General features: G+C 70.3%; 22 protein-coding genes. 14 read left to right on the top strand and 8 right to left on the bottom strand.

Annotated features, from left to right (window positions below; translation table 11 throughout):
• Window positions 1–89: 89 nt before the first annotated feature.
• Window positions 90–1,031 (bottom strand): prolyl aminopeptidase, encoded by a 942-nt coding sequence (gene pip / locus WAF18_RS05355; protein WP_337244212.1) that lies wholly within the window; start codon window positions 1,029–1,031, stop codon window positions 90–92.
• A gap of 45 nt (window positions 1,032–1,076) precedes the next feature.
• Window positions 1,077–1,916 carry a peptide chain release factor N(5)-glutamine methyltransferase gene (gene prmC, locus WAF18_RS05350; RefSeq protein WP_337244211.1) on the bottom strand — a complete coding sequence of 280 codons (840 nt, stop codon included), beginning with the start codon at window positions 1,914–1,916 and terminating at the stop codon, window positions 1,077–1,079.
• 65 nt (window positions 1,917–1,981) lie between these two features.
• Between prmC and WAF18_RS05345 the strand changes: the two genes are divergently transcribed.
• The 4 genes from WAF18_RS05345 (at window position 1,982) to WAF18_RS05330 (ending at window position 7,072) form a co-directional block, all read left to right on the top strand.
• Window positions 1,982–2,878: an alpha/beta hydrolase gene (locus WAF18_RS05345; protein ID WP_337244210.1), complete on the top strand. Its 897-nt coding sequence runs from the start codon at window positions 1,982–1,984 to the stop codon at window positions 2,876–2,878.
• A gap of 871 nt (window positions 2,879–3,749) precedes the next feature.
• Complete coding sequence (gene ahpC / locus WAF18_RS05340) at window positions 3,750–4,313, top strand: alkyl hydroperoxide reductase subunit C (protein ID WP_337244209.1); 564 nt, start codon at window positions 3,750–3,752, stop codon at window positions 4,311–4,313.
• Window positions 4,314–4,485: 172 nt separating this feature from the next.
• Complete coding sequence (gene ahpF, locus WAF18_RS05335; RefSeq protein ID WP_337244208.1) at window positions 4,486–6,066, top strand: alkyl hydroperoxide reductase subunit F; 1,581 nt, start codon at window positions 4,486–4,488, stop codon at window positions 6,064–6,066.
• A gap of 85 nt (window positions 6,067–6,151) precedes the next feature.
• Window positions 6,152–7,072 carry a LysR substrate-binding domain-containing protein gene (locus WAF18_RS05330; RefSeq protein ID WP_337244207.1) on the top strand — a complete coding sequence of 307 codons (921 nt, stop codon included), beginning with the start codon at window positions 6,152–6,154 and terminating at the stop codon, window positions 7,070–7,072.
• A 21-nt stretch (window positions 7,073–7,093) separates the two neighbouring features.
• Here WAF18_RS05330 and msrA read toward each other — a convergent pair whose 3' ends face one another.
• The 3 genes from msrA to WAF18_RS05315 form a co-directional block, all read right to left on the bottom strand.
• A complete protein-coding gene (gene msrA, locus WAF18_RS05325; protein WP_337244374.1) occupies window positions 7,094–7,747 on the bottom strand; it encodes a peptide-methionine (S)-S-oxide reductase MsrA in 654 nt (217 codons plus the stop codon).
• Between the two features lie 66 nt (window positions 7,748–7,813).
• Window positions 7,814–8,746 carry a DMT family transporter gene (locus WAF18_RS05320; protein ID WP_337244206.1) on the bottom strand — a complete coding sequence of 311 codons (933 nt, stop codon included), beginning with the start codon at window positions 8,744–8,746 and terminating at the stop codon, window positions 7,814–7,816.
• 60 nt (window positions 8,747–8,806) lie between these two features.
• Complete coding sequence (locus WAF18_RS05315; protein ID WP_337244205.1) at window positions 8,807–10,957, bottom strand: GGDEF domain-containing protein; 2,151 nt, start codon at window positions 10,955–10,957, stop codon at window positions 8,807–8,809.
• 245 nt (window positions 10,958–11,202) lie between these two features.
• Here WAF18_RS05315 and WAF18_RS05310 point away from each other — a divergent pair, with 245 nt between their 5' ends.
• From WAF18_RS05310 to WAF18_RS05280, 7 genes are all read left to right on the top strand, one after another.
• The gene (locus WAF18_RS05310) at window positions 11,203–12,972 is read left to right on the top strand and encodes a glutamine--tRNA ligase/YqeY domain fusion protein (RefSeq protein WP_337244204.1); all 1,770 of its coding nucleotides are present in this window, start codon (window positions 11,203–11,205) and stop codon (window positions 12,970–12,972) included.
• 134 nt (window positions 12,973–13,106) lie between these two features.
• Window positions 13,107–13,658, top strand: a complete 552-nt coding sequence (locus WAF18_RS05305; protein WP_337244373.1) for a CPBP family intramembrane glutamic endopeptidase — start codon at window positions 13,107–13,109, stop codon at window positions 13,656–13,658.
• Between the two features lie 136 nt (window positions 13,659–13,794).
• The gene (locus WAF18_RS05300; protein ID WP_337244203.1) at window positions 13,795–14,130 is read left to right on the top strand and encodes a hypothetical protein; all 336 of its coding nucleotides are present in this window, start codon (window positions 13,795–13,797) and stop codon (window positions 14,128–14,130) included.
• Between the two features lie 39 nt (window positions 14,131–14,169).
• Complete coding sequence (locus WAF18_RS05295) at window positions 14,170–14,730, top strand: nucleoside deaminase (protein WP_337244202.1); 561 nt, start codon at window positions 14,170–14,172, stop codon at window positions 14,728–14,730.
• Between the two features lies 1 nt (window position 14,731).
• On the top strand, window positions 14,732–15,829 hold the full coding sequence (gene rlmM, locus WAF18_RS05290; protein ID WP_337244201.1) for a 23S rRNA (cytidine(2498)-2'-O)-methyltransferase RlmM: 1,098 nt from the start codon (window positions 14,732–14,734) through the stop codon (window positions 15,827–15,829).
• 21 nt (window positions 15,830–15,850) lie between these two features.
• Window positions 15,851–16,189 carry a hypothetical protein gene (locus WAF18_RS05285; RefSeq protein ID WP_337244200.1) on the top strand — a complete coding sequence of 113 codons (339 nt, stop codon included), beginning with the start codon at window positions 15,851–15,853 and terminating at the stop codon, window positions 16,187–16,189.
• Between the two features lie 79 nt (window positions 16,190–16,268).
• Window positions 16,269–17,210 carry a DUF808 domain-containing protein gene (locus tag WAF18_RS05280; protein WP_337244199.1) on the top strand — a complete coding sequence of 314 codons (942 nt, stop codon included), beginning with the start codon at window positions 16,269–16,271 and terminating at the stop codon, window positions 17,208–17,210.
• Window positions 17,211–17,232: 22 nt separating this feature from the next.
• Here the strand turns inward: WAF18_RS05280 and WAF18_RS05275 are convergent, their stop codons facing one another.
• From WAF18_RS05275 to ubiH, 3 genes are read right to left on the bottom strand one after another with little or no spacing between them, the layout of a single operon-like run.
• A complete protein-coding gene (locus WAF18_RS05275; protein ID WP_337244198.1) occupies window positions 17,233–17,505 on the bottom strand; it encodes a hypothetical protein in 273 nt (90 codons plus the stop codon).
• Between the two features lie 38 nt (window positions 17,506–17,543).
• Window positions 17,544–18,722: an FAD-dependent oxidoreductase gene (locus WAF18_RS05270; protein WP_337244197.1), complete on the bottom strand. Its 1,179-nt coding sequence runs from the start codon at window positions 18,720–18,722 to the stop codon at window positions 17,544–17,546.
• Entirely contained in the window at window positions 18,719–19,927 is a 1,209-nt protein-coding gene (gene ubiH / locus WAF18_RS05265) for a 2-octaprenyl-6-methoxyphenyl hydroxylase (RefSeq protein WP_337244196.1), read from the bottom strand. Before ubiH ends, WAF18_RS05270 begins: the two co-directional genes overlap by 4 nt.
• A 102-nt stretch (window positions 19,928–20,029) precedes the next feature.
• Between ubiH and WAF18_RS05260 the strand changes: the two genes are divergently transcribed.
• The 3 genes from WAF18_RS05260 to WAF18_RS05250 are packed head-to-tail and all read left to right on the top strand — an operon-like array spanning window position 20,030 to window position 22,154.
• Entirely contained in the window at window positions 20,030–20,632 is a 603-nt protein-coding gene (locus WAF18_RS05260; RefSeq protein WP_337244195.1) for a DUF6580 family putative transport protein, read from the top strand.
• An 18-nt stretch (window positions 20,633–20,650) separates the two neighbouring features.
• On the top strand, window positions 20,651–21,202 hold the full coding sequence (locus WAF18_RS05255; RefSeq protein ID WP_183427502.1) for a cob(I)yrinic acid a,c-diamide adenosyltransferase: 552 nt from the start codon (window positions 20,651–20,653) through the stop codon (window positions 21,200–21,202).
• Window positions 21,203–21,242: 40 nt separating this feature from the next.
• Window positions 21,243–22,154, top strand: a complete 912-nt coding sequence (locus WAF18_RS05250; RefSeq protein WP_337244372.1) for a histone deacetylase family protein — start codon at window positions 21,243–21,245, stop codon at window positions 22,152–22,154.
• Window positions 22,155–22,192: the final 38 nt, after the last annotated feature.

The raw sequence follows: 22,192 nt of genomic DNA, 5'->3' as shown, positions 1-22,192 counted from the left end.
GTGCGCCGGTGTCCGGCGCATGAGCAGTGGATACGTGCCACGCGAGCGCGCGTGGATGATCGCGCCCGCGCATGCGGGCGCGCAGTGGATCAGGCGAAGCGATCGGTCGCGCGGACCAGCGCGTCGATGTTCTCGGCTTCGAACGCCGAGTGGCCCGAGGCCGGCGTGATCACCAGTTCGGCCTTCGGCCAGACCTGGTGCAGGTCCCAGGCGTTCTGCACCGGGCAGACGACATCGTAGCGGCCGTGCACGATGACGCCCGGGATGTCGACGATGCGGTAGGCGTCGCGCAGCAACTGGTCGTCGACTTCGAAGAAGCCCCCGTTGACGAAGTAGTGGTTCTCGATGCGCGCGAACGCGAGCGCGAACCGCGCATCGGCGTGGCTGTCGGCGAAGTCCTCGTCGATATGCAGGAAGCTCGTGGCGCCTTCCCAGACGCTCCACGCGCGGGCGGCGTCCAGGCGCACGCCCTCGTCGTCGCTGGTCAGGCGCTTGTGGAACGCGGCGATCAGGTCGCCACGCTCATTGTGCGGAATCGCCGCGATGTACTGCTGCCAGGCTTCCGGGAACAGACGCGACGCACCTTCCTGGTAGAACCATTCCAGTTCCCAGCGACGCAACATGAAAATGCCGCGCAGGACCAGTTCGTTGACCCGGCGCGCGTGGCTCTGGGCATAGGCCAACGCCAGCGTCGACCCCCACGAGCCACCGAAGACCTGCCACTGCTCGATGCCCAGATGCTCGCGCAGGCGCTCAATGTCGGCGACCAGATCCCAGGTCGTATTGGCGACCAGATCGGCATGCGGCGTCGAGCGTCCGGCACCCCGCTGATCGAACAGCACGATGCGGTACTTCGCCGGATCGTGGAAGCAGCGCATCTTCGGGCTGCAACCGCCGCCCGGACCGCCATGCAGCAGCACGACCGGCTTGCCCTTCGGGTTGCCGCACTGTTCGTAGTACAGGACGTGTCGATCGTCGACGGCCAGCGAACCGGTGTCGTAGGGTTCGATGGCGGGATAGAGCTGTCGCATGCACGGGCATCCGAAAGGAACCGGACGCCATTCTAACAGCCGCGGTCAGGCGCCCCCGGCGCGTCCGAAGGTCACGCGGTCGCGCTGCTCCAGATCGCACGCGGTCTCCACATCGCCAAGGCCTGCCGCTTCGAACAGCGCGCGCACCGCCGCGCCTTGCGCCAGCCCGTGCTCGACCAACAGCCAACCCCCGGGCCGCAGGTGCGCGCAGGCCCCGCCGGCCAGCACGCGGATCGCGTCGAGGCCGTCGTCGCCCGAGGCCAGTGCGGTCGGCGGCTCGAAGCGCAGATCGCCACGCGCCAGGTGTGGATCGTCCGCCTCGATGTACGGCGGGTTGCTGACCAGCACATCGAAGCGGCGGCCCGCGAGCGGCGCGTACCAGTCGCCGGCCAGGAACGTCACGCGCGCGAGCCCCAGCTCGGCGGCATTGGCGCGCGCAACGGCGAGCGCGGCCTCGCTCAGGTCGGTGGCGACCACGTCGACGTCCGGGCGCTCGACCGCAAGCGCGAGCGCGACCGCACCGCTGCCGGTGCCCAGGTCGGCAACCGCGGCGCCGGGGCCGGCCGGCAGCCGCGCCAACGCCAGCTCGACCAGCCGCTCGGTCTCGGGCCGGGGAATCAGCGTCGCCGGCGACACCGCCAGGTCGAACCGCCAGAAGCCGCGACGCCCGGTCAGATAGGCGACCGGCTCGCCGGCAGCGCGACGCGCCACCAACATTTCGAAGCGTGCGGCCAATGCCGGCTCGATCGGGTCGTCGCCATGTGCGAACAGCCAACTGTGCGGACGCCCGACAGCGTGCGCGAGCAGCCAGCGGGCATCGGTGGCGTCGATGCGCGACGCAGCCGCGCGCAGCACCGCATCGAGTCGGGGAGAAGGCGTATCCATGACTTCACATCGTAGCGGCGCGGGCGTCCGGCATGGTGGTCGCCCTTTCGCTCGAGCGGCCGCCGATGCCTTCTTCCTTGCGCATCTGCCTTGCGGCGCTGGTCGCGTTGATGCTGTCCGCCTGTCAGAGCGCGTTCTTCGCAGTCGTCAACCGGCACAGCGACCGACCCGCGGTCAGCGTGGTCTACGACGCCGACCGCGCATTGTCGCTCGACGTCTATCGGCCGGCTGCACCGGTCAGCGACGCCCCGGTCGTGGTGTTCTTCTACGGCGGTTCGTGGCGGCGTGGCAGCCGCGCGCAGTATCGCTTCGTCGGCAGCCGGTTGGCGCAGCACGGCGTCGTCGCGATCGTCGCCGACTACCGCACGTATCCGGCGGCCGGCTTTCCCGATTTCGTCGGCGATGCGGCGCGGGCGGTGCGCTGGACGCGCGACCACGCGCAGGCGTACGGCGGCGATCCGCGCCGTCTGTTTGTCGCCGGGCACTCGGCCGGGGCGCAGATCGCAGCATTGCTGGGCACCGATGCGCGCCATCTTGCGGCAGTCGGCATGGTGCCGCGCGATCTGGCCGGGGTGATCGGTCTGGCCGGTCCCTACGATTTTTCGATCGGACCGCGCCTGGCGCCGGTGTTCGGGCCGCGCACGCAATGGCCCGACGCGATGGCGCTGCGGTTCGTCGATGGCGACGAGCCGCCATTCCTGTTGGTGCACGGCGATGCCGACCGCACGGTCGACGTGGACAACAGCCGGCGCCTGGACGCCGCGCTACGCGGTCACGGCGAGGCCTCGACGCTGCGGGTCTTGCCCGGCGCGCATCATTTCGCGCCCGCAGCGGCGTTCTACAACCCGGCGCGATCGCCAACGGTGCTGCCTGCGGTGCTGGACTTCGTGTCCACGACGGGGCCCACATCAGCGGCCGGACCAGATGCAGCCCGCAACGCGGCGCGCGTGCTGACCGACTGAGGGTCTTCTTTTGGGGTAGAGGGAAGACTGATTCTCCAGTTCGGACAGGCTGCTGCCCGCCGACAGAAGCCGCCTTCTCCTCTTTCACGGCCGTTACGCGGTCCGGCCACGCAACGCACGCCTGGCGTTCGCATGCCTTGACTCGACCGCGCGCACCTCACAAAACCGGGGTCAGAGTGCAATTTTCGTCCCGCGAAATTGCACTCTGACCCCGGTTTTATGCTGACTGATCGAGCCGGGTCGTGTTCGGCGGCCACTACGACACACTGAGGCCGACGGCCAGCGACTCGTCCAGCGGGCGACTACGACGTCCATCCGAAGTCGGGTTGCAAGCGTTCATGGCAGCGGACTGGTGACCGGTGACCGCGTCAAGCGCGCCATGGATGGTGCGCGCCCGAGTCAAGGCGGGGAAAGCATGGATGGTGTGCGCGGCATTGCCGCGCATCCATGCGAGCGCCACGCGCGCTTTGCGTGGCCGGACAGTGCAGCGGCCTTGCAGAGGGGAGAGCCGTTTCCGGCCTCGCACTTGCAGATAGACAAAATGAAGGCGGCCGAAGCCGCCTTCAAAGATTCCGTGACACGTGTGGGAGGGAGGTACGGACACGGAACGGGGTGTGCGGCCTGGACCGCCTGGGCTGGGTGGCGATAGCACGTCGACCAGCCCCTTGCGCCTGATATTGCTGCAGTGCAGCAGTCATTGCAAGCGTTTTCATTGTCGTACTCGCCGCACCCACAATCGATAGCCTGAACCTATTGATAGGATTCGACTTATCGATTTTACATATCGATAGAGCGCGCCTAACCTATGCCTAGCCGGTCTCTCCGGCCGTCGGCCGGCCACGGCCGCACCCTCTTCACCCAAGGAGTTTCCATGTCCCTCATCAACACCGAGATCAAGCCGTTCAAGGCCACCGCGTTCCAGAACGGCGAGTTCGTCGAAGTCAGCAACGAGAGCCTGAAGGGCAAGTGGTCGGTGCTGATCTTCATGCCGGCCGCCTTCACCTTCAATTGCCCGACCGAGGTCGAGGACGCCGCCGAGCATTACGCCGAGTTCCAGAAGGCCGGCGCCGAGGTCTACATCGTCACCACCGACACGCACTTCTCGCACAAGGTGTGGCACGAGACCTCGCCTGCCGTCGGCAAGGCGCAGTTCCCGCTGGTCGGCGACCCCACCCACCAGCTGACGCGCGCGTTCGGCGTGCACATCGAGGAAGAAGGCCTCGCACTGCGCGGCACGTTCATCATCAACCCCGACGGCGTGATCAAGACGCTGGAAATCCACGACAACGCGATCGCCCGCGACGTGACCGAAACCCTGCGCAAGCTCAAGGCCGCGCAGTACGTTGCCGCCCACCCCAACGAGGTCTGCCCGGCCAAGTGGAAGGAAGGCGAGAAGACCCTCGCACCGTCGCTGGATCTGGTCGGCAAGATCTGATCCGCGTGCCGGCCGCGGCGCCTGCCGCGGCCGCCTCCGTCCCCGTTTCGGGGATGGAGGCGAACCGGAGCCCGTGTGCGCTCGCGCGGTCTCCGGTTCGCCTCCCTCCCGCCGTCCGATGTGCCATCACGGCACGTCGCGTACCGCCCCACCCTGCCTCCAGGAGCCGACCATGTTGGAAGCCGACCTCAAAGCCCAGCTCAAGGGCTACCTGGCCCGCGCCGTGCGCCCGATCCACATCGTGGCCTCGCTCGACGACGGCCCCAAGTCCGCCGAGCTGCGCAGCCTGCTCGACGACCTCGCCGAAGCCAGCGATCGCATCACGATCGACCTGGACGGCGACGACGCGCGGCGTCCGTCGTTCGCGCTGACCTCGCCCGGTCACGACATTTCGCTGCGCTTCGCCGGCCTACCGATGGGGCATGAGTTCACCTCGCTGGTGCTGGCGCTGCTGCAGGTCGGCGGCCATCCGTCGAAGGCCGCGCAGGAGACGCTCGAGCAGGTCGCCGCGCTCGAGGGCGACTACCTGTTCGAAACCTATTACTCGTTGTCGTGCCAGAACTGCCCGGACGTGGTGCAGGCGCTGAATCTGGCGGCGGTGCTCAATCCACGCATCCGCCACGTGGCCATCGACGGCGCCCTGTTCCAGGACGAAGTCGAGGCGCGCGAGATCATGTCGGTGCCCACCGTGTTCCTCAACGGCGAAAAGTTCGATCAGGGCCGGATGACGCTCGAGCAGATCGTCGCCAAGCTCGACACCGGTGCGGCGAAACGCGAGGCCGCAAAGATCGCCGACAAGGCGCCGTTCGAGGTGCTGGTCGTGGGCGGCGGTCCGGCTGGCGCGGCCGCAGCGATCTACGCCGCGCGCAAGGGCATCCGTACCGGTATCGCCGCAGAGCGTTTCGGCGGCCAGGTGCTCGACACGATGGCGATCGAGAATTTCATCTCGGTCAAGGAGACCGAGGGCCCGAAGCTCGCCGCTGCACTCGAGCAACACGTGCGCGAGTACGAGGTCGACATCATGAATCTGCAGCGCGGCACGCGGCTGGTGCCGGCCGGCGACGACGGGCTGATCGAGGTGCAACTGGAGAACGGCGCGTCGCTGCGCTCGCGTACCGTCGTGCTGGCCACTGGCGCGCGCTGGCGGCAGATGAACGTGCCGGGTGAGGACCAGTACCGCAACAAGGGCGTGGCCTACTGCCCGCATTGCGACGGACCGCTGTTCAAGGGCAAGCGCGTGGCGGTGATCGGCGGCGGCAACTCCGGCGTCGAGGCTGCGATCGACCTGGCCGGCATCGTCGCCCACGTCACGCTGATCGAGTTCGACGCGCAGCTGCGCGCCGACGAGGTGCTGCAGCGCAAGCTGCGCAGCCTGGCGAATGTGCGCATCGTCACCAGCGCGCAGACCACCGAGGTGCTCGGCGACGGCAGCCGGGTCAATGGTCTGGTGTACCGCGACCGCGTTGGCGGCAGCGACCATCGTGTCGAGCTCGAAGGCGTGTTCGTGCAGATCGGCCTGCTGCCCAATACCGAATGGTTGAAGGGCGTGGTCGAGCTGAGCCCGCGCGGCGAGATCGTCGTCGATGCCCGCGGCCAGACCAGCGTGCCGGGCGTGTTCGCCGCCGGCGATGCGACCACGGTGCCTTACAAGCAGATCGTCATCGCGATGGGTGAAGGGTCGAAGGCGGCGCTGAGCGCGTTCGACCATCTGATCCGGCACTCCGCGCCGGCCGCTCAGGCCGCGGCCGCCTGAGCATGGGCGCGCCCGCAGACCATGCGGCCTGCCCGGTCGTCGCTTCGCGGCGACCGGGCAGCGCGTCGGCGCGGGGCACGCAGCGATGAACCTGCGGGATCTGCGCTACTTCGTCGCATTGGCCGAACATCGGCATTTCGGCCGCGCCGCGGCCAGCTGCTTCGTCAGCCAGCCGACGCTGTCGACGCAGATCCGCAAGTTGGAGGAGGAACTGGGCGTGGCGCTGGTCGAACGGGCGCCGCGCAAGGTCATGCTGACCCCGACCGGCCAGCAGATCGCCGAGCGCGCGCGGCGGATCGTCGCCGACATCGAGCAGATGAAGGACGTCGCGCGGCGCAGCGCCGATCCTGAGGCCGGCTCGATCCGGCTCGGCGTGTTTCCCACGCTCGGCCCCTACCTGCTGCCGCACGCCGTGCCGCTGGTGCGTGCACGGTTCCCCGAGCTCGAGCTGCTGCTGATCGAGGAGAAGAGCAACGTGCTGCTGTCACGCCTGCACGATGGCCGGCTCGACGCAGCGATTCTTGCGTTGCCGCTCGACGACGAGCAGTTGCACACGCAGTTCCTGTTCGAGGAGCCATTCGTGCTCGCCGTGTCCGACCGCCATCCGCTGGCCGCGCAGGACCGGCTGGACCTGCCGGCGCTGTCGCAGCAGAAGCTGCTGCTGCTCGAGGACGGCCACTGCATGCGCGAGCAGGCATTGGACGTGTGCCGATTGTCCGGCGCCGCCGAGCATGCCGAGTTCCGCGCCACGAGCTTGGAGACGCTGCGTCAGATGGTCGCCGCGAACGTCGGCGTGACCCTGCTGCCGGTGCTCGCGACCAAACCGCCGGTGGCGCCGTCGCCGCATCTGCACCTGCTCGACTTCAGCGACACCCGCCCGACACGGCGGATCGCGATGGTGTGGCGGCGCAGCTCGGCGATGCACGATTTCCTGCTGCGGCTGGCCGAAGCGCTGCGTGCGCTGCCGGCAGCCTTGCTCGACCCGGCGGCGCCACGCGCCGCCTGAGCCAGCCGCGCATCGGCGACGCTACAGCGCTACACCCACCGGGCAGGCGACGCCGGTCCCACCCAGCCCGCAATAGCCGCCAGGGTGCTTGTGCAGGTACTGCTGATGCTCGTCCTCGGCGTAGTAGAACGTTGGCGCGGGCGGTCCCGCCAGCTCAGTGGTGATCGCCGGGAAGCCCGCGGCCTGCAACTGCGCCTGGTAGGCATCGCGGCTGCGCACCGCCAGGACATGCTGATCGGCAGTGGTGCAGTAGATCGCCGAGCGGTACTGGGTGCCGACGTCGTTGCCCTGACGCATGCCCTGGGTGGGATCGTGGCCTTCCCAGAACAGCTGCAGCAGATGCTCGAAGGCGACCTGCGCCGGGTCGTAGACCACCAGCACGACCTCGGCATGGCCGGTCTGGCCCGAGCACACTTCGCGGTAGGTCGGATTCGGGGTCAGCCCGCCGGCGTAGCCGACCGCCGTCGTCACCACGCCCGGCAGCGACCAGAATTTGCGCTCCGCGCCCCAGAAGCAGCCCATGCCGAACTGCACCTGCTCAAGACCGTCGACGGCATCGCGCAGCGGTCGGCCGTGCACGGCATGCACGTTGTGCAGCGGCAGCGGCGTGTCGCGGCCGGGCAGCGCGTCCTGCGCCCGCGGCAGGCGCTGCTTCCACGCTCCGATTCCCAGCATCATCGAACCCTCCTGCGGATGCGGCCGGTCGCCGCCTCTCATGGATGCGGCATGCCGACCCGGGGTTCAAGGGCGCTGCGGCTCAGATGCCCGCGCACGATCGCTGCCCTTCAGCCCGGCGAGGAAGATGCCCGCCAGCGTGCAGGCCAGCCCCAGCCATTCGCGCGGCACCGTCGGCCGCTGCAACACCACCAGATCGAGCACGAACGCGCACACCGGCTGGGCAAGCAGCAACAGGCCCACCAGTGCGACCGGCAACTGCTGCATCGCCCGCGAGATCAGCATCCAGCTCAGGCAATGCCCGAGCCCTGCGAGCAACAGCAACCAGGCCAGGGCACGCCAGCTCGGGATCGCGAACGACACGCCCTCGGCCAGACCCGCCAGCCCCAGCAGCACCGCGCACAGCAGCGACACCAGCGCCAGCACCTGCGCGATCGGCGCGGCGCGCAGCGGCGCCAGCCGCTGTCCGGCGCGCTGCACCTGGCGCAGACCGACGTTGTAGACCGCGTAGCACAGTCCGGTTCCCAGCCCCAGCCACACGCCCCAGCGGTAGTCGGCCGGCAGCGCGGCCCAGTCGGCACCCAGCAGCAGCCACAGCCCCGCGAAGGCGAGCACGATGCCGCCCAGAAAGCGCGGTCCCAGGCGTTCGCCGAACAGCACCATCCCGGCAAGCGCCATGAAGAACACCTGCGCATTGGCCAGCAGCGTTGCCAGGCCGGGACCGATCAGCAGGATGCTGCGATGCCACAGCCACAGGTCGGCCGCGAACGCGGCGGCGGGCAACAGCGCCAGCCACCATAGCCGTGCCGGAATCGGCCGCCAATCGCGACGCAGCGCGACCCAGAGCGTGAGCAGGGCGCCGGCGAACAGCATGCGGTAGAACGCCGAGATCGTCGGCGGCGTGCCGGCCAGGCGCACCATCAGGCCGTTGCTGCCGATCAACACGGCGCCGGCCAACATGCTCGCGAGTGCAGCGCGGCCGGCGGGAACGTCCTGCATGGCACCGATCCAGCGATGGGGGAGCGGCAGCGTAGCAGCGCCCTACCCCCGGCCGGCACCTCAGGCGAAGACGGCCGGCGCCATCCGGACGCGATTCCTGCCCTCGTGCTTGGCGGCGTAGAGCGCCTTGTCGGCGCGCGCCAGCGTCTGGGCGGCGGTGCGTTCGCCGCGGCGTCGGGTCGCGATGCCGATGCTGACCGACAGCCCAACGCGCGTACCTTCGTGGCGGACATCGACCTCCTCGACCGCCATGCGCATGCGCTCGCCGATGACCCGCGCCCGGGCGCCCTCCAGGCCCGGCAGCACGACCATGAACTCCTCGCCGCCGTAACGGCCGAACACCGCGCCGTCGCTCAAAGCGCCCTTCAGCGCGGCCGCGACCCGGCGCAGGCAGTCGTCGCCGCAGGCATGACCGTAGCGGTCGTTAACCGACTTGAAGTGATCCAGGTCGACAAACAGCACCGAGACCGGCCGTTCGTCGCGCTCTGCATCGGCGAAGATCCGCGCCACCCACTGGTCGAGCATGCGGCGGTTCATCGTGCCAGTCAGTGCGTCCATCTCGGCCGAGCGGCGCAGCTTGAGCGCGGCCGCCGCCTGGTCGACGTGCTGCTGCACCAGTCGCAGCAGTTCGGCAATCAGCGCCATGTCCTCGGGCAGGAATCCGGCGTCGCCGGCACGGCGCATCACCAGCACGCCCCAGACCGGCGTGCGCATCTGCAGCGGCACCCAGGCCTCGATCGCCGGTCCGCGGCCTTCTTCCGGCGCAGGTTGCTGGGTCGCCACGCCAGCGACCGCCAGTCGGCGCAGGGCTTGCTCGCGCGAGGCGAGGCTGCGTTCGACACGCGCCGCCACCCCGGCTGGCTCGACGAACACCCGGTCCACGCCAAGATAACCGCGCAGCATCACCGCGCACGACTCGGCAGGCACCAGCGGCATCAGGTGCTCGACCAGCAAGCGGAAACCGCAGGCCGGTAGGTCCCCTGCGTCCAGACCGTCGAGCTGGGCCTGCAGGGCCGCCGACAGATTCGCGCGGGCCGCCTCGCGGCGCATGCGGCGCTCGGTCTCCAGTCGCGCGATCCGGTCGCGGTCGCGCTGGTCACGGTAGTCGCCGATCCGCTGCACCAGGGCCAGGCCCAACACCAGCACGAACGCCACCGCGCCGCCCTGATACCCCAGGTGGACCAGCGGCACGTCGGCGGCGAGCCCGTGCCGGACCAGGGCGGCCCAGGCGCCGGCGATGACCGGCACGAATGCGGTCACCAGCAACCAGCCGGCCAGGGCGACGCCGCGGCGTGCGCCATCGACCAGCATCGCCAGCCCCGCGATGCCCGCCAGCAGCCAGCCGTAGGCGGTGATGCGCTCGATGACGCCATCGAGCGCCGGCAAGCGCAGGGCGCAGACTGCAGCCAGCGCCGCCAACACCATCGCCAGTACGCGGACGATACGCACCAGACGGTCGTCACGTCCGGGCATCGCGTAGGCACGCACAAGTGACAGCCAAACCGCGGCATAGAGCAGCGCCAGCGCCGAGACCCCCTGCTCGCGCCACGCCCCCAGCAGCGACGCGCCGGGCAACCCGTACAGATGCCCGTTGCGGGCCTGCAGCAGCAGCACCAGCACGACCACATAGCCGAAGAACCCCACGAACAGTCGGTCACGCGAGGCGTGCGCCAGCGCCAGCGCCATCGCCGCCAGCGCCAACAGGCCGCCGTAGACCGCACCGGCGAGCGCGACGCCCGAGCGCTCGATCCGCCGCACGTCGACGGCGCGGGCCAGCACCGGCCGCATCGTCGCCGGAAGCGGCCGGTCGGCATGCAGCGTCAGTTCCACCGGGCCCTGCCACTCCGGCAGCACGAAGCCATAGCCAGTCGGCAACATGCCCTCGTCGTCGCCGACCTGGAAGAAGCCGCGCGGCTCGCTGCGCCAGCCATCGGCGGCTTGCAACTGCAGCCCCTCGACCATCTCACGGGGAAACCACAGTGCCCAGCGCCCACCGGCGGCATCGCCGCTCGGCAGCGTGAAGCGCAGGCGTGCCTCTGCCCCGGGGGACGCGTCGGGCGCCGGTGGCAGGACCTCGACCGCGCGGCGCTCGCCCGGCCGCAATTGGGTGGAGGCGACCAGCGCGACGAACAGGCCCAGCAATACCAGCAGGCAGCCGGCCAGCACCCAACCGTGGCCGGGAATCGCACGCGCACGTTCGCTGCTCGTCATCGGCGGGCCCTCTCGCACACGTCGGCGCGCGGCCGACACATCGTCGCCCACGCGCCGCCCGCGCGCCTTCTCGCTGTCGCGCTGCATCCTGCTCCTTCCCGTCGGAAATCCGTACTCCGTCACAACATTATGTCATCGGCGGTCACACAAGCGCCGCGCCCCGGGCAGGCTCGGCCATCGCCGGCCCTGCCGACCGGTCCGCTACACTGCGCAGTTCATTCCGCCTTTCCCGAGCCGTCCGCCCCATGTCCGCAGGTCCGATCGAATCCGCCGCCCCGCCCACCGACGCCGCCGCTCCGGTGCGTCAGGACTTCATCCGGCAGATCGTCCGCGAGGACCTCGCCAGCGGCCGGCACACGACGGTCCGGACCCGGTTCCCGCCCGAGCCCAATGGGTATCTGCACATCGGACACGCCAAGGCGATCTGCCTGGACTTCGGCATCGCCGACGAGTTCGGCGGGCGGTGCAACCTGCGCTTCGACGACACCAACCCGGAAAAGGAAGACCTGGCGTTCGTGCGTGCGATCGAAGACGACGTGCGCTGGCTGGGCTTCGACTGGGCCGAACTGCGCCACGCCTCGGACTACTTCGAGGTCTATTACCTGGCCGCCGAGAAGCTCATCGCGCAGGGCGATGCCTTCGTCTGTGACCTGACCGCGGAGCAGGTCCGCGAGTACCGCGGCACGCTGACCGAGCCGGGCCGCAATTCGCCGTTCCGCGACCGCAGCGTGGAGGAGAACCTGGACCTGTTCCGGCGCATGCGCGCCGGCGAGTTCGCCGACGGCACGCGCACGCTGCGCGCGAAGATCGACATGGCCAGCGGCAACATGAATCTGCGCGACCCAGCGCTGTACCGGATCAAGCATCTCGCCCACCAGAACACCGGCGATGCCTGGCCGATCTATCCGATGTACGACTATGCCCACGCGCTGGGCGACGCGGTCGAAGGCATCACCCACTCGCTGTGCACGCTGGAGTTCGAGGACCATCGCCCGCTCTACGACTGGGTCGTCGACCGAGTCGACCTGGCCGGACATCCCGAACTGCTCGCATCGTTGACTGCGCGCGGCCTGCCGGTCGTCGCGGCCAAGCCGCGTCAGATCGAGTTCTCGCGCCTGAACATCAACTACACGGTGATGAGCAAGCGCAAGCTCACCCAACTGGTCGCCGACGGCCTGGTCGACGGCTGGGACGACCCGCGCATGTACACGCTGCAGGGGCTGCGTCGCCGCGGCTATACGCCTGCGAGCCTGCGGTTGCTGGTCGACCGGGTGGGCATCAGCAAGCAGAACTCGGTGATCGACTTCTCGGTGCTCGAAGGTGCGCTGCGCGACGACCTCGATGCACGCGCGCCGCGGCGCATGGCAGTGATCGACCCGCTCAAGCTGGTGCTGACCAACCTGCCCGAGGGCCATGCCGAAACGCTGACCTTCCCCAACCACCCCAAAGACGAGGCGCAGGGCACGCGCGAGGTGCCGTTCTCGCGGCAGCTGTGGATCGAGCGCGAGGATTTCGCCGAAGTGCCGCCCAAGGGATGGAAGCGCCTGGTGCCCGGCGGCGAAGTGCGCCTGCGCGGCGCCGGCATCGTGCGCGTCGATGAGGTGATCAAGGACGCCGACGGTGCGATCGTCGAGTTGCGCGGCACGCTCGATCCCGAGTCGCGACCCGGCATGGAAGGCGCCAACCGCAAGGTCAAGGGCACGATCCACTGGGTCAGCGCCGCGCATGCGGTCCAGGCCGAGGTGCGGCTCTACGACCGCCTGTTCGTCGTCGAAAAGCCTGATGACGAGTCCACCGGCAAGACCTACCGCGACCATCTCAATCCCGATTCCAAGCGCAGCACCACCGGCTACGTGGAGCCGGCCGCCGCGCAGGCCGCACCCGAGCAGGCGTTCCAGTTCGAGCGCCTGGGCTACTTCGTCGCCGACCGCTACGACCACGCCACAGACAAGCCGGTGTTCAACCGCAGCGTCACCTTGCGCGACGTCTGGACCTCGGCCAAGCCCGGCGGCTGATGGCCGACACGCCCACGTCGGTGCCGGACATGCACATGGGTCCGTCGTGGATGACGCACCCGCTCGTTCGCCTGGGGGCGATCGCAGTGGTCCTGTCGCTGGCCTACGTCCAGTGGCTGCCGTTTCCCTGGCGGATGCCGATCGTCGGGGCGCTCGGCGTGACCTGGGTGTTGGTCGAGACACGCCGGTGGCGGGCCGCCGGCTTCGGGCGACAGAGCCTGTGGGCAACGCTCGGCTGGACGGCTGCGCTGGTCGTCCTGGTCGCAGGCATCGTCGGCCCGGTGCTCGAACCGCTGGTCGACAGGCTGACCGGAACGCCGGTGGACTACAGCGGTTACGGCGCGCTGCGCGGCAACGTTCCGATGGCGCGCGATCTGGTGCTGGGGGCCTGGCTCAGTGCCGCGCTGGGCGAGGAGCTCGTCTTCCGTGCGTTTCTGGTCCATCAGCTGGCGGCATTGTTCCGCGCCAAGCCTATGCGCGGCGCCCTTGCGACGCTGGTCGGCGGCGTCGTGTTCGGCCTGATGCATGCAGATCAAGGACTGGCGGGGATCGTGTTGACTGGCCTGGTCGGCGCGCTGTTCTGTGCAGCCTATCTGCGCTCGGGACGCAACCTCTGGGCGCTGGTGCTCGCCCACGGCCTCATCGATACCTGGGGCGTGTTCACTTTGTACCAGGGCTGGGTCTAACACCGTCGCCTCCCTCCCCAACCGGCGCGTGCCGACATGCGCCCGCAGCGCGCGTTCGACACGGCCGACGCGCCAGGGCGGTACCATCGCGCCGATGAATCGTTTGCGCCCCTTACTGTTCGGCCTCTGCGCCCTCGTGTCGGTCCTCATGCTCGCGGCCTGCGCCGCGCCGCACACACCGAGCACACCGCCCGCCGGCGCGCCCCCGGCCCTGTCGGTCGGCACCGGCAATCCGCTCGCCCCCGACACCGGCTGCGAGGTCGACGCCGACTGCGTGGTCAAGAATGTCGGCAACTGCTGCGGCGTCTATCCGGCCTGCGTCCATCGCGACGCCGCGGTCGATCCGCAGGCCGTCGCGGCCGACTGCGCCGCGCGCGGGCTGGCCTCGGTCTGCGGTTTCCGGCAGATCGAGGCCTGCCGCTGCGTCTCTAACCGCTGCGAAGCGGCGCCGATGCGCGTGCACACGCGCTGACCGCGGCTTCGCCGCCTGGCTTCTTCCAAGGTATCTGCAATGCTGTACGCACAAGTCCACCTCACCCTGCCCGCCTGGGTCCACGAGCATGTCGACACGGCGCGCACCTATCCTGGCGACGAGGCCAAGGTCGCGCTCGCGATCGCGCTCTCGCGGCGCAATGTCGAGGCCGCCAGTGGCGGCCCGTTCGGCGCGGCGGTCTTCGACGGCCAGGACCGCATCGTGGCGGTCGGCGTGAACCGGGTGATGCCGCACACCTGCTCGGTCGCCCACGCCGAGACGATGGCCTACATGCTGGCGCAGCAACGGCTGCAGACGCCGCGGCTCAACGAACGCATCGGCCCGGTGACGCTGGCGACCTCGTCGCAGCCCTGCTGCATGTGCTACGGCGCCACCGTCTGGGCCGGCATCGACCGGCTGCTGATCGGCGCGCGCGCCGAGGACGTCGAGGCGCTGACGCCCTTCGACGAAGGCCCGCTGCCCGAAGACTGGGTCGGCGCCCTGACCGGCCGCGGCATTGCGGTCGTGCGCGACCTGTTGCGCGACGAGGCCTGCACAGTGCTGCGCACCTACGGCGAATCCGAAGGAGCGAAGTACTGACATGCACGACATCGACCCGCTCCAGTCGGACCTCGGCGCCACTCCACCGGTCAGCGGCCTGCTGTGCTATTGCCGCCCGGGTTTCGAGTCCGACCTCGCCGCCGAGCTGACCGAGCGCGCCGCCGGCGTGCGCGTCGCCGGCTATGCGCAGACCCGGCGCGGGGACGGCTACGTGCTGTTCCATTCCGACAACGGCCCGGCATTGACCCACGAGCTGCCGTTCCGCGAACTGATCTTCGCGCGCCAGAAGCTGATGTTGCTGGCCGAGTTGCGCGACCTGGACCCGACCGACCGGATCACGCCGATCTTCGAGGCGCTGGCCGGCCGCGGACGTCATGGCGAGCTGATCGTCGAACATCCCGATTCCGACGACGGCAAGCAGCTCGCCGGCCTGGCACGCAGCTTCGGCAACGCGCTGCGTCCGGCGCTGCGCAAGCGCGGCTTCCTGAGCCAGAAGGACGAAGCGCGTTTCCCGCGCCTGCACGTCTTCTTCGTCAGCGGCACCCACGCCTTCATCGCGCAATCGATCGTCGGCGACAGCGCCCCGTGGGCGATGGGCATCCCGCGCCTGCGCACGCACACCGAGGCCCCGTCGCGCTCGGCGCTGAAGCTCGAAGAGGCCTTCATGACCTTGTTGACCGAGCGCGAGCGCAATGCCCGCATCAAGCCGGGCATGCGCGCGGTCGATCTGGGCGCAGCGCCCGGCGGCTGGACCTGGGTGCTGACGCGCGAGCACATGCGAGTGGTCGCAGTCGACAACGGACCGATGCAGGCCGAGCTGCTCGACACTGGCCTGGTCGATCACCACCGCGTGGACGGCTTCCGCTATCAGCCCGTCGGCCCGGTCGACTGGCTGGTGTGCGACATGGTCGAACAGCCGCGCCGCGTGGCCGACCGCATGGCCACCTGGTTCCGCGAGGGCTGGTGCCGGCACGCGATCTTCAATCTCAAGCTGCCGATGAAGAAGCGCTGGCAGGAAACGCTGCTGGCGCTGGACCTGTTCGCCAACAACGCCGGCGAGCATGCGACGCTGACGCTGCGTGCCCGCCAGCTCTACCACGACCGCGAAGAGATCACGGTCTACGCCAGCGTCGAGTAGACGCGCACCGGAGGACACCCCATGGCCGCAGGCTGGATCACCGCCGTCGCCCCGTACCTGCCCGAGATCGTCCGGCTGGCACGGCCGATCTTCACCCGCACGCCGCCCCAGATCGACCTCGGCCAGCAGCGGCGGCTCGACGTGATCGACGCGCAGATTGGCGAACTGCAGGATGCGGCGAGCCAGAACGCCGACTCGATCGCCAAGCTCGCCGTCGACATGCAGAAGACCATCGAGGTGCTGCAACTGGGCGCCGAGCGCCTGGAACGACGGCTGGTGCTGTCCAACCGGCTGGCCGTGGCTGCCGCGACCGCCGCCGCGCTGGCCTTCGCGATCGCCGCCTACGCGTTGGCCCGCTGACGTCCGCGCGCGCGTGATTGCGCGCTCACCGCGCTGACGGATACTGCGCGCCGACCTCTCCTTTTTCGGCGCCCTTGCGATGGCCTTCAGCCTGCTGACCCTGCTCGACGACATCGCCACCGTGCTCGACGATGTCGCGTTGATGACCAAGGTCGCCGCGCGCAAGACCGCCGGCGTGCTCGGCGACGATCTGGCACTCAACGCGCAACAGGTCACCGGCGTCCAGGCCGACCGCGAGCTGCCGGTGGTCTGGGCGGTCGCCAAGGGCTCGGCGCGCAACAAACTGATCCTGGTGCCCGGCGCGCTGGCGATCAGCGCCTGGCTGCCGTGGCTGGTCACCCCGCTGTTGCTGGCCGGCGGCCTGTTCCTGTGCTACGAGGGCTTCGAGAAGGTCCTGCACAAGCTCGTGCATCGCGCGCGCGACGATGCCGACAAGCCCGCGCGCACCGCGGCGCTGGCCGCAGCCGATGTCGACCCGGTGGCATTCGAGCGCGACAAGATCCGCGGCGCGGTGCGCACCGATCTGATCCTGTCGGCCGAGATCATCGCGATCGCGCTGGGCACCGTCGCCGGTCAGCCCTTTGCGACCCAGTTGGGCGTGCTCGTCGGCATCTCGGCGCTGGTGACCGTCGGGGTCTACGGCTTGGTCGCGGGTATCGTCAAACTCGACGACGCCGGCCTGGCGCTGACCCGTCGCGCCTCGGCGGCGGCGCAGGCGACAGGCCGCGCGATCCTGCGCGCCGCGCCCTGGTTGATGAAAGGCCTGGCGATCGTCGGCACCGCGGCGATGTTCCTGGTCGGCGGCGGCATCATCACCCACGCCATCCACGACCTGGCGACCTGGATCGACGAGACAGCAACCGGCCTGGGCGCATTGCCAACGGTCGGCACCGTGCTCGGCGCGCTGCTGCCGACGCTGATCAATGCGGTCGTGGGCGTGGTCGCCGGCGGTCTGGCGGTCGCCGTGGTATCGGGCGTCCGCCGCCTGCGTACGGGCAAGGCGCACGCGTCTGCGGACTGACGCGACAGCGGGCGTCGCCCGGTCAGCAGCGCATGACCGCCCAGGCGCCCCAGACCCAGAGACCCGCGACCCAGATCGCCAGCATCACGACGATCGCCAGCAGCAGCCCGAGGACGACCGCGACGGCCGGCTGCCCGCGGAGCCTGCGGAACGTGATCCAGGGCACTGCGCTGCCGACGACGACCGCCAGCACCAGACAGACGACGCCCAGGAACGCGAACAGGCCCGCATCGTCGCTGACCGCAGGACACTGCCGCAGCGCGAACACGGGCGCCGCGCCCAGCCAAGCGGCCACGCAGGTCGCCGCCCGCAGGCAGGCGACGCCGCGCCGGCTCAGCGACCGGCGGCGCGCGCCCACAGCAGGTTGCGCAGCGGCGGCAGCGCCTGCGCGATGCCCAGCGCATGGCTGCGCAGCAGCGTCGGTGCCAGTGCGTCGGTCGAATAGACGCGGTTGATGGTCTCGAACGCGTAGGCCGCGATGGTGTTGTCGCTGCGCCGGGTGCGCGCCCAGCGCGCCAGCCGGTGCGGCGCATCCCAGACCGCGCCGCGGCGGCGGGCCTGCGTCACCGTCTCCACCAGGCCGGCGACATCGCGCAAGCCCAGATTCACGCCCTGTCCGGCCAGCGGGTGAACCACATGTGCAGCATCGCCGACCACCAGCACACGCCCGGCGTGCTGGCTATCGACCAGTTGGCGACGCAAAGGGAAGGCCGCCCGCGCCGAGACCGGCGCCAGCCGCCCGAAGCGCCCTTCCGCGGCGCGCGTCAGCGCGTCGGCAAACGCGGCATCGTCCAGGCTGCGCACGCGCGCGGCCTCGTCGGCCGGCAAGGTCCAGACAATCGAACAACTGCCGTCGCCGCAGGGCAGCAGCGCCAGCGGGCCGGTCGGCAGAAAGCGCTGCCAGGCCGTGTCCTCGTGCGGCTGCTCGCCGCGCACATACCCCACCACGCCGCTCTGGCCGTAGTCGTGGGCCTGCGCACCGATCCCGGCCAACCGGCGCAGCGCCGAGCCGGCGCCGTCGGCCGCGATCGCCAGCCGCGCCTCGATCCGGGGGCCGTCGGCCAGCCGCAGCGCGACCGAGTCTGCGGCAGTCTCGAGCGCCTCGACCGTCGCCGGGCTGCGCACCTCGACCCCGGCCGCAGCCAACCGTGCCCAGAGCCGATCCACCAGCAGGCCGTGCTCGACGATCCAGCCCAGCTCACGCATGCCCAGCGCATCGGCGTCGAAGTCCAGTTCGCTGCCACCGCCGGCATCCCAGACCCGCATGCGCCGATAGGGATGCGCGCGTGCGGCGCGCACCGCGTCCCAGACGCCGACCTGCGCCAGCAACCGCGCGTTGTCGTGCGCGAATGCGTAGACGCGCAGGTCCGGCTCGGCCGGCGTCCAGCCGGCCGGCGGCCTGGCCTCGACCAGCACCACGTCCAGGTCCTGGCCGGCGAGCGCCAGCGCACAGGCCGCACCGACCACGCCGCCGCCGACGACCACGACATCGCGCACACCGCGCCGGCTCATGGCGTCGCTCCGCGACACAGCGCCGGCACGTCGCCGCGGTAGCCCATCGCGCCGCCGGCGAGCATCGCCTGCAGGCCGCGGTCGGCGTCGAGCGCCAGCAACCCGGCGCTGCGCAACGGGCGCAGCAGCGGCGAGGGGTTGGCGGTCAGCCGCGCCAGGCCATCGGAGAACACCAGCGTACGCGTACGGTCCTCATGCCGGCGCGCCGCCCAGGCCGCCAGCAATGCTGGCGCGCCGGGATCGCCACCGTCGGCGACCAGTTCGGCCAGCGTCAGCGCATCGCGCAAGCCGAGGTTGAAGCCCTGCGCGCCGATCGGATGCAGGGTCTGCGCCGCATTGCCGACCAGCGCCGCGCGCGCAGCGGTGGTGCGTTCGGCGACGACGCGGCGCAGCGGGTAGCGGCTGCGCGGGCCGACGGCCTCGAACCGACCCGCACGCCAGCCGAACGCCGCTTGCACGCGGGCCAGAAACGCAGTGTCGTCGAGGGCGGCGACCGCGTCGGCGGCGTCGCGATCGACGCCGTGCACCAGACCGTAGTGGCGATCTCCACGCGGCAGCAGCGCGGTCGGGCCGCTGTCGGTCAGGCGTTCGAACGCGCTGCCGTCCGGCGCCCGCGCCGTACGCAGCCGCGCGACGAACAGATCCTGGCGATAGTCGTGTTCCAGGGTATCGATGCCCAATGCCGCACGGACGGCAGACGCCGTGCCATCGGCGGCGACGACCAGCGCCGCACCGATCCGCTGTTCGCCCTCGCTGCCCGCGATGCGCGCGATGCGAAGGCCGTCGGCCTCCGGCTCCAGCCCGACGAAACGCGCGGGCCGGTAGCGGGTGAGATGCGACAGCTCGCCCAGCCGCGACTCCAGCGCCTGACCGAAGTCGCGGGCGACCACGACCTGCCCGAACTGCTCGCGGCCGTAGTCGGCGGCGTCCAGCCGCAGGCGGCCGAAGTCGCCCTGGCGGCTGACGTGGATGCGACGGATCGGGCCCGGCGGCATCTGCAGTTTCTGCAGCACGCCCAGCGCGGTCAGCGCGTTGACCGTGGCCTCGGCGAAGCTGAGATTCCGCTCGTCGAACACCGCCGGCATCGACTCGGGCGGCGTCGCCTCGACCAGCCCGGTGTCGACGCCGGCGCGATCGAGTGCGATCGCCAGACTGGCACCGACCAGCCCGCCACCGACGATCAGTACAGCATGGGAATGCGTCATGGCGGGATTGTACCGGCAGCCGCCGCTGCGAACGTGGCACGAAGGGCCCGTGCGGACGATCCGCGCTAAGATCGCAGCACCGTTCGCCGGCCCTGATCCGCCATGCCTGCCAGCTCTTGCTCCTCCGACCGCGTGATCGCGCCCGGCCCCTGCGTGCTGGCCGGCATGATCCTGCTTGCCGCGCTCTCCAGGCTGCTGCCGTTGCCGCCGAACTTCGCGCCGATCGAGGCGATCGCCCTGTTCGGCGGCGCCTATTTCGCCAGGCGCGGGCTGGCGCTCGCCGTGCCTTTGCTGGCGATGGCACTGTCGGACGTGGCGCTGGGCATCGCCCGCGGCGGCGCTTATGTCGAGTACTTCACGACGCCGGCCTACCTGCCGAGCATCGCTGCGAATTATCTGTGCATCGCGCTGACCTGCGTGCTGGCCTTCGGCCTGCGCGGCCGCGTGACTGGCCCTCGGGTACTGGGCTATTCGCTCGCCGGATCGGTGCTGTTCTTCCTGGTCAGCAATTTCGCTGTCTGGCTGAGCGCCTCGTTCAACCCCGCGTATCCGGCCTGCAGCCAAGGCCTGCCCGCGTGTTACGCGGCGGCACTGCCGTTCTTCAAGACCACGCTGCTGAGCACGCTGTTCTATTCGGCCTTGCTGTTCGGCGGCTTCGCACTGATGCGCGAGCGGCTTCCCGCACTGCGCCCGCAGACGGCCTGATCGCCGGTTGCGTCCGCGATGGGCCATCGCCTCTCCAGGATCTACACCCGCACCGGGGACGACGGCTCGACCGGCCTGGGTGACGGCAGCCGGACCGGCAAGGACGCGCTGCGGGTGGCGGCCTACGGCACTGTCGACGAGGCGAACTCGGCCCTCGGCCTGCTGCTCGCCACGCCGCTGCCCGAGGACGTGCGCACACTGCTGACCGCGCTCCAGCACCGGCTGTTCGACCTGGGCGGCGAGCTGTGCATCCCCGGCCACGCCGCGATCGAGGATGCGGATGTCGCGGACCTGGAGGCGCAACTGGACCACCACAACGCCGCCTTGCCGCCGCTGCGCGACTTCATCCTGCCCGGCGGCGGCGAGGCCGCGGCGCGCTGCCATCTCGTCCGCACCATCGTGCGCCGCGCCGAGCGCGAGGCCGTCGCGCTGTCGCGCGTGGAGACGGTCAGGCCGCAGGCGCTGCGCTACCTCAACCGCCTGTCCGACCTGCTGTTCGTGCTGGCCCGGGTGCTCGCCCGGAGCGACGGCCACGGCGAGGTGCTGTGGCAGCCCCGGCGGCGCGCCTGACATGCACCACCCGATCGGCTTCGGCGGCGACGACCGGCAGGTGCCGGTGTTCTCGCATGCCGCGTGCCTGGATCACGACACCGGCCCCGACCACGCCGAGCGGCCGCAGCGGCTGGTCGCGGTGATCGAGGCGCTGCGCGCCGCGTTCCCCGACCTCGATCTGCGCCAGGCCCCGGCCGCCACCCGCGGGCAACTGCTGCGGGTGCACGACGAAACCCTGCTGCAGACCGTGCTCGAATCGCAGCCGACCGGACGCATTCCGCTCGACGCCGACACCGTGCTCTCGCCCGGCTCGGCCCAGGCCGCGCTGTATGCCGCGGGCGCCGGTGTCGCCGCGGTCGATCTGGTCTGCAACGGCGAGTTGCGCCGAGCGTTCTGCGCCGTACGCCCGCCCGGCCATCACGCCACCGCCGACATCGCGATGGGCTTTTGCCTGTTCAACAACATCGCCGTCGCCGCGGCCCATGCGCTGGAGCGCTACGGGCTGATGCGGGTGTCGATCGTCGATTTCGACGTGCACCATGGCAACGGCACCCAGGCGATCTTCGAGCAGGAGCCGCGGGTGCAGTACCTGAGCTCACACCAACTGCCGCTGTTTCCCGACACCGGCCTGCGCCGCGAGCGCGGGGTCGGCAATATCGTCAACATCCCGCTGGCGCCGGGCACTGGCAGCACCCGTTTCTGCGAAGCCTGGCGGGAACGGATCCTGCCCGAGATCGACGCGTTCGCCCCGCAGCTGGTGCTGGTATCGGCCGGCTTCGATGCCCATCGCCTCGACCCGCTGGCCCAACTCGAGCTCGAGGCCGAGGACTTCGCCTGGCTGACCCGTGAGCTGGTCGTGCTGGCCGACCGCCATGCCGAGGGGCGCCTGGTGTCGATGCTCGAGGGCGGCTACGACCTGCAGGCGCTGCGCGAGTGCACGGTGGCCCACCTTCAGGCACTGGCCAGCTGAGCGCCGGGACGCGCCTGCGGACGTGAACGGAAGGCCGA

Source organism: Luteimonas sp. gir (genome assembly GCF_037198055.1).
Taxonomy (GTDB): Bacteria; Pseudomonadota; Gammaproteobacteria; order Xanthomonadales; family Xanthomonadaceae; genus Luteimonas; species Luteimonas citri_A.
The sequence above is the reverse complement of the archived record's forward strand: the minus strand, read 5'-3'. Positions and strand labels throughout refer to the sequence as shown.